Below are 3,197 nucleotides of genomic sequence, written 5' to 3'. Positions count from 1 at the left end.
CGAGATCGAAGGAGATGCCTCATGACCCGAACTCCGAGCATCCGGCACCACGTCGTCGTCAACGCCGGGATCGAGCGCGCGTTCGCCGTCTTCACCGAGCGGTTCGGCGACTTCAAACCACGCGAGCACAACCTGCTGGCCGTCCCGATCGCCGAGACGATATTCGAGCCCCACGTCGGCGGGCACATCTATGACCGCGGGGTCGACGGCAGCGTGTGCCAATGGGCGCGTGTACTGGTCTACGAGCCCCCCAGCCGGCTGGTGTTCAGCTGGGACATCGGTCCGACCTGGCAGCTCGAACCCGACCCGTCGAAGACCAGCGAGGTCGAGGTGCGCTTCACGGCGGAGTCCGACCAGCGCACCCGCGTCGACCTCGAGCACCGCCACCTGGACCGGCACGGTGCGGGCTGGCAGTCGCTCGCCGAGGGAGTCGACGGGGACGCCGGCTGGCCGCTGTATCTGGCCCGCTACGTCGGCCTCTTCGCCGCCGGGGTGCGGCGATGACTGGGGCGCAGTCCCTGATGAGCATGGCCCGCGCCGAACGAGCCGAGCTCGCGGAATTCCTGGCCACTCTGACCCCGGCGGACTGGGAGGCGCCCAGCCTGTGTTCCAAGTGGACCGTCAAAGACGTTGTCGCGCACGTGATCAGCTACGAAGAGCTCGGCACCCTGGGCCTGCTGAAGCGCTTCGCGAAGGGCCGGATCGTGCGGGCCAACCAGGTGGGGGTCGACGAATTCACGGCGCTGAGCCCGCAACAGCTGCTGGAATTTCTGCGCGCTCACCTCGAACCACGTGGACTGACGGCAGGTTTCGGCGGCATGATCGCGCTCGTCGACGGCACGATCCATCACCAAGACATCCGGCGCTCGCTGGGGCGGCCGCGCACCATCCCGGCGGATCGGCTGGAGCGGGTTCTCGGCCTGGTGCCCGGCAATCCCAGACTGGGTGCCGGACGCCGGATCAGGGGATTGCGACTACGCGCCACCGACGTCGACTGGGCGCATGGCCGCGGCCCGGAGGTCACCGGCACCGGCGAAGCCTTGCTGATGGCGATGTCCGGCCGCCCCGCGGCCCTGGCGGACCTCGACGGCCCCGGCCGCGCCACGCTGGCCGCTCGACTGCCCGCGCCGGCGTAGGGCTTTTTACAAGCGGTCATCCCCGCGTCCGTCGCCGGCGTCCATAGCGCCGTCCCCTACGATCGAGCCTCGTGCCCCACGACGGTAATCAGCGATCGCAGCGGACCCCCCGGTTGATCGCCGCCGTCGCGGGATTCGTGGGTCTGCTGTTGTGCGTCATCGTTCCGTTGCTGCCGGTCAAACAGACGACGGCGACCGTGCTGTGGCCCCAGGGCAGCGCGGAAGGGCACGTCACCCAGATCACCGCGCCGCTGGTGTCCGGCGCGCCGCGGGCCCTGGACGTCTCCATCCCCTGCCCGGCGATCGCCACGTTGCCCGCCGACGGCGGCCTGGTGCTGTCGACGCTGCCGGCCGGCGGGGTGGACGCCGGCAAGAACGGGTTGTTCGTGCGCGCCAACAAGGACACCGTCGTCGTCGCCTTCCGGGACACGGTGGCCGCGGTCGCACAGCGCCCGGCGATCGCCGCCGGCGCCTGCAGCGTGCTGCACATCTGGGCCGACGCCGGGGTGGCCGGCGCGGATTTCGTCGGCATCCCCGGCGCCTCGGGACTGCTGCCGTCGGAAAAGAAGCCGCAGGTCGGCGGGATCTTCACCGACATGAAAGTGCCCGCACAGCCGGGGTTGTCCGCCCGCATCGACATCGACACCCGCTTCATCACGGCGCCCACCCTTATGAAAAAGGCGGCGATGGTCGTGGGCGCGCTCGCGGTGCTCGTCGCCATCCTGGCGATCGCGACCCTGGACCGGCGCAGCCGCGACGACACGCTGATCAACTGGTGCTCGCCGATCGCGTGGCTGTCGCGATACCGCCCGCGCGCGCAGTGGGCGACGTGGTGGCGGGTGGGCGCAGCGACGTGGCTCGCTGACCTCGGGGTCATCGGCACCCTGCTGCTCTGGCATGTCATCGGCGCCACCTCGTCCGACGACGGCTACAACCTGACCATCGCCCGGGTCGCGCCGAAGGCCGGCTATGTCGCCAACTACTACCGGTACTTCGGCACCACGGACGCGCCGTTCGACTGGTATCTCGCGGTGCTGTCCAAACTGGCATCGGTCAGCACCGCCGGCGTGTGGATGCGGTTGCCGGCCCTGCTGGCCGGGATCGCCTGCTGGCTGATCATCGGGCACTGGGTGCTGCGACGGCTGGGCCCCGCGCGGGGAGGCCTGGCCTCCAACCGGGTGGCGGTGTTGACCGCGGGCGTGGTGTTTCTGGCCGCGTGGCTGCCGTTCAACAACGGTCTGCGGCCCGAGCCGCTCATCGCGCTCGGCGTGCTGGTCACCTGGATGCTGGTGGAGCGCGCCATCGCGCTGGGGCGCCTGGCCCCCGCCGCGGTCGCGGTCATCGTCGCAATGCTGACCGTCATGCTGGCGCCGCAGGGATTGATCGCCGTCGCCGCCCTGCTCACCGGCGCCCGGGCCATCGCCCGCACGATCCGTCGCCGCCGGGCGACCGACGGCCTGCTCGCGCCGCTCCTGGTGCTGGGCGCGTCGCTGTCGCTGATCACCCTGGTGGTGTTCCGCAGCCAAACGCTGGCCACGGTGGCCGAGTCGGCACGCATCAAATACAAGGTCGGCCCGACGATCGCCTGGTATCAGGACTTCCTGCGCTACTACTTCCTGACCGTGGAATCCAATCCCGACGGGTCGATGTCGCGGCGATTCGCCGTGCTGGTGATGCTGCTCTGCCTGTTCGGCGGGTTGGTGGTGTTGCTGCGGCGCGGCGGGGTGCCGGGTCTGGCCAGCGGTCCGGCGTGGCGGCTGATCGGCACCACCGCGGTCGGCCTGCTGCTACTGCATTTCACGCCGACGAAGTGGGCCGTGCAGTTCGGTGCGTTCGCCGGGCTGGCCGGCGCGCTCGGCGCGCTCGCCGCGTTCACGTTCATGCGGATCGGCCTGCACAGCCGGCGCAACCTGACGCTGTACGTCACCGCGCTGTTGTTCGTGCTGGCGTGGGCGACGTCGGGCATCAACGGCTGGTTCTACGTCGGCAACTACGGGGTGCCGTGGTACGACATCCAGCCGGTCATCGCGAGCCACCCGGTGACGTCGATGTTCTTGACCT

At 70.1% G+C, this 3,197-nt stretch carries 3 protein-coding genes; all 3 read left to right on the top strand.

The window, feature by feature from the left end; genetic code table 11:
* Positions 1 to 21: 21 nt before the first annotated feature.
* Positions 22 to 504 carry an SRPBCC family protein gene (locus A5736_RS02535; RefSeq protein ID WP_076244371.1) on the top strand — a complete coding sequence of 161 codons (483 nt, stop codon included), beginning with the start codon at positions 22 to 24 and terminating at the stop codon, positions 502 to 504.
* Entirely contained in the window at positions 501 to 1,136 is a 636-nt protein-coding gene (locus tag A5736_RS02530) for a maleylpyruvate isomerase family mycothiol-dependent enzyme (protein WP_076244370.1), read from the top strand. Before A5736_RS02535 ends, A5736_RS02530 begins: the two co-directional genes overlap by 4 nt.
* A gap of 71 nt (positions 1,137 to 1,207) precedes the next feature.
* Positions 1,208 to 3,197: arabinosyltransferase domain-containing protein (locus tag A5736_RS02525; protein ID WP_175611165.1), on the top strand; the 1,990-nt coding region annotated here is incomplete at its 3' end.

The organism is Mycobacterium sp. SP-6446, from assembly GCF_001954045.1.
Classification (GTDB): Bacteria; Actinomycetota; Actinomycetes; order Mycobacteriales; family Mycobacteriaceae; genus Mycobacterium.
The sequence above is the reverse complement of the archived record's forward strand: the minus strand, read 5'-3'. Positions and strand labels throughout refer to the sequence as shown.